This window comes from Rhizobium sp. P2_G2 (assembly GCF_056403555.1).
On the sequence record NZ_JBFUFF010000225.1, the window covers coordinates 1 to 3,626 of the forward strand.

The 3,626-nt window shown below is 59.5% G+C and carries 4 protein-coding genes; 2 read left to right on the forward strand and 2 right to left on the reverse strand.

The annotated features are described in order from the left end of the window. Together AC1D06_RS42175 and AC1D06_RS42180 are read left to right on the forward strand one after the other, a co-directional pair. The coding region (locus AC1D06_RS42175) for a LysR substrate-binding domain-containing protein (protein WP_477991478.1) at positions 1-457 on the forward strand (457 nt) is incomplete at its 5' end. 193 nt (positions 458-650) lie between these two features. Continuing rightward, entirely contained in the window at positions 651-980 is a 330-nt protein-coding gene (locus AC1D06_RS42180; protein ID WP_477876698.1) for a hypothetical protein, read from the forward strand. A gap of 104 nt (positions 981-1,084) precedes the next feature. Here the strand turns inward: AC1D06_RS42180 and fumC are convergent, their stop codons facing one another. Next, positions 1,085-2,473: a class II fumarate hydratase gene (fumC, locus tag AC1D06_RS42185; RefSeq protein ID WP_477991480.1), complete on the reverse strand. Its 1,389-nt coding sequence runs from the start codon at positions 2,471-2,473 to the stop codon at positions 1,085-1,087. 103 nt (positions 2,474-2,576) lie between these two features. Then, positions 2,577-3,626 (reverse strand): hypothetical protein (locus AC1D06_RS42190; RefSeq protein ID WP_477991482.1); only part of this gene is annotated, 1,050 nt, incomplete at its 5' end.

The following is a 3,626-nucleotide window of genomic DNA, read 5'->3' on the forward strand; positions in this document are numbered from 1 at the left end:
CCATATCGGTGAGCTGACGAATTCGAACCTCGTGGCAAGGCCACTGAAACCCTATCGCAGGATTCTGGCGGCGGCTCCGTCCTATCTCGATTGCCACGGGCGACCGAAACATCCGCAGGATTTGACCGGACATTCGTGCCTGGGGCAGTCCTATTGGCGCAAGCAAGGCGTCTGGGCACTCGTCGGCCCGGACGGTGAAAGCTGCGAGGTGGACATCAGCGGTCACTTCACCGCAAACCAGGGCGCGGCGCTGCGCGTAGCGGCTGTCCATGGCGCAGGTATCGTGCTGCAGCCGGAACTGCTGTTGGCCGAGGACATCGCCGCCGGCAGGCTTGAGGCGGTGTTGCCGGAGTGGTCGTTCATGCCGACGCCGATGTATCTCGTCTACGCCCCGGATCGCAGGCCGACCGCGCTGCTGCGCAGTGTCATCGATCTTTTGGTCGTTAATTTCAGTTGAGGCGGACGGCCGGACATGCCGAATCACGTTTGCCGGCAGAGATGAGTCTGCCTTGCGGTTCTCCGCTTCCACCTGATCGTCAGTTCCGGCTACAAAGTCTCACTATGATCATCGATACGCGAACGATCGCTTGCATTTACGCGTGAGGTTGCCAAAGTCGTGGTAGACCAATGGCGCGGATCGGTGGTGTTTCTTGGGCAAGCTGATTTGCGAAAAGCATGGTGGGGTCATAGGCATCCTCGAAGTATGTGCACATGTTTCCAGCGCGCTCGACGATGGCAAATATCCGGACGGTCATCGTTTCGTGATCGGAAGTGGACTATTCCTTTGCAACGAATGTTATGATGGCCTGGATTTTCAGAGGTTTATGGCCTTCGATAATTTTTCAGTGTTGGAAGATGAAGTCACGGATGAACAGGAGGAGGAATATTTTAAAGCCTACGAGGCGATCGAGGGCAGGCACGTCGTTTGTCGCTTGTGCGTTGATGAGATAAAGCAACGGTATCTTGCCAGTATCGCCTAATTGTTTGTCGCGATTTCGATCAGTTGGCGATTTTTGACATCATTCGATCTGTTCGAAAAAATGCGCCGCGGACTTGGCATGTTGAATAAACATGCTGGAGCATCTCACTTCGGCCCGATCATCAGCTCCGGCCGCACGACCTCGTCATACTGCTCCTCCGTCACCAACCCGCTCGCCAGCGCTTCCTCCTTCAAGGTCGTGCCGTTCTTATGCGCCGTCTTGGCAATCTTCGCCGCCGCATCATAACCGATCACCGGCGCCAGCGCTGTGACCAGCATCAATGAGCGCTCAAGGCCCGCCTTAATATTGTCGAGGCGCGGTTCGATGCCGACGACGCAATTGTCGGTGAAGGAGCGGGCGGCGTCGCCAAGGAGTTGGACGGACTGGAGGAAATTGTAGGCCATCATTGGGTTGTAGACATTGAGTTCGAAATGGCCCTGGCTGCCGGCGAAGGTGATAGCGGCATTGTTGCCGAAGATGTGGGCGCAGACCTGGGTGAGCGCTTCGGACTGGGTGGGATTGACCTTGCCCGGCATGATCGACGAGCCGGGCTCGTTTTCCGGCAGCGCCAGTTCGCCGAGCCCGGCGCGCGGGCCGGAGCCGAGCAGGCGGATGTCGTTGGCGATCTTGAACAGGGCAGCGGCGGCCGAAGCGATGGCGCCATGCGAGAACACCATGGCGTCATGGGCCGCCAGCGCCTCGAACTTGTTCGGCGCGGTGACGAAGGGCAGGCCGGTGATCGCAGCGATCTCATCGGCCACTTTTTCGGCAAAGCCGACCGGTGCGTTGAGGCCGGTGCCGACTGCCGTGCCGCCCTGGGCGAGTTCGTAGAGGCCGGGCAGCGTCAGCTCCATGCGCTTGATCGCCGAGGCCGTCTGCGCCGCATAGCCGGAAAACTCCTGGCCGAGGGTCAGCGGCGTGGCGTCCTGCGTGTGCGTGCGGCCAATCTTGATGATGTCGGCAAAATCGCGGGATTTGGCGTCCAGAGCAGCATGCAGGTGCCTGAGGCCCGGCAACAGGTGGTGGACGATCTGCTCGGCCGAGGCAATATGCATGGCCGTCGGAAAGGTGTCGTTCGACGACTGGCTCATATTGACGTGATCATTGGGATGGACAGGCTTTTTCGAACCCTTGATGCCGCCCAGGAGCTCGATCGCCCGATTGGAGATCACCTCGTTGGCGTTCATGTTGGATTGGGTGCCGGAACCGGTCTGCCAGACGACGAGCGGAAAATGGTCGTCGAGCTTGCCGTCGATGACTTCCTGCGAAGCGGTAATGATGACGTCGCAGAGCAGCTTGTCGAGGTGGCCGAGTTTCATATTGGCGTGGGCGGCTGCCTGCTTGATTACACCGAGCGCGCGGATGATCGAGGCTGGCTGCTTTTCCCAACCGATCTTGAAATTGCCGCGCGAGCGCTCGGCCTGTGCCCCCCAATAGCGGCTGTCATCGACTTCGATCGGTCCAAACGTGTCGGTTTCGGTGCGCGTGGTCATCCCGCTCTCCCTCGCTTTTCATCCGGGTTTTACTTAGTGCTCATAGCGTCCGATGCAACCGGCAGCGATAAACATGATGCCGCGTGACAAGGGGCGGCTGGGTTCAAGGACAGGCCTTTAAGGTGCCCGGAGCGGATTTCGCATTCAGAACGCCTTTGTCGATGAAGCTCATGGTTAGCTGGTCGCCATCGAGTTCCATTTCGATCCGCGGGGAGAGATTCGTCGTCATGGCGCAAAAGCCGAGCGCGACAGCGGCATTCTCAAGCACATTGATCTTCTCAATGCGGCAGGAATGTCCTGGCGTGCCGATCTCGGCGAATTGCTCGTTCTTGTCCAGGCGAACCTGGAAGGCGTCTTTGCCGCAGGGGAGGGCCGCGGCACCGAAGCCCTTGGTGAAGGAGGCGAACCGGCGGAAGAAGGCGCGGCCCTTATCATTCAATGACGAACGGGTGCTGTAGCCCCAGTCCTTGAGCCGGTATTCCAAGGCCTGCCGATAATTCAGGAACTTGATCTCTTTACCGCAATCGTCCTGATCGCAGGTCAGATAGCTTGGATTCTGCCTGCTCTTGTCGATCTTCTCGAATGGCACATCTGCGACCGCGCTCTGGTAAATGCCGAGTGTCGCTGCCGTTCCGAGAGGGCCGGCACACATGCCGGGTCCGGGATCGGCGTTACATGCGGCCAGTTCGCGGCCCAGTTCCACCAACAAATAGGGCTGGTATTGCGACTCGCCCGTAACGGTGACGGTGCCTGTCTCCCTGACCTTGTCGATCTCGCGGGCGGCGCGCGATCCGGCATGGTCGTCGAAGGCATAGGAAAAGCGCTGGTCGACCGTGTCGATCTCGTAGGTGCCGTCGCCGTCGATGTCACGCACGTCAACGCCGCCGTCGTAGCTGTCGACATCTGTCGCCACCAGTTTCTTGCCGTTGAAGACCAAGGCCTGGACATCGTAGCAGCAATGGGCGCCGTTCGTGTAGTGTGTGGTCAGGAACGTGGGCAGTTCGGCATCGAAGTCGTAGACCGCGAGCGTGCCGTTGTCGTCGGCGTCCTCGAGGTCGATGGACAGCGAGGCTGGCTTGATGCCGTCTGCACTGACCGTCACGGTCACCGATTGCAGTTTGCCGTCGACCCTGTCGCCAGGCTTGAGCTTGAC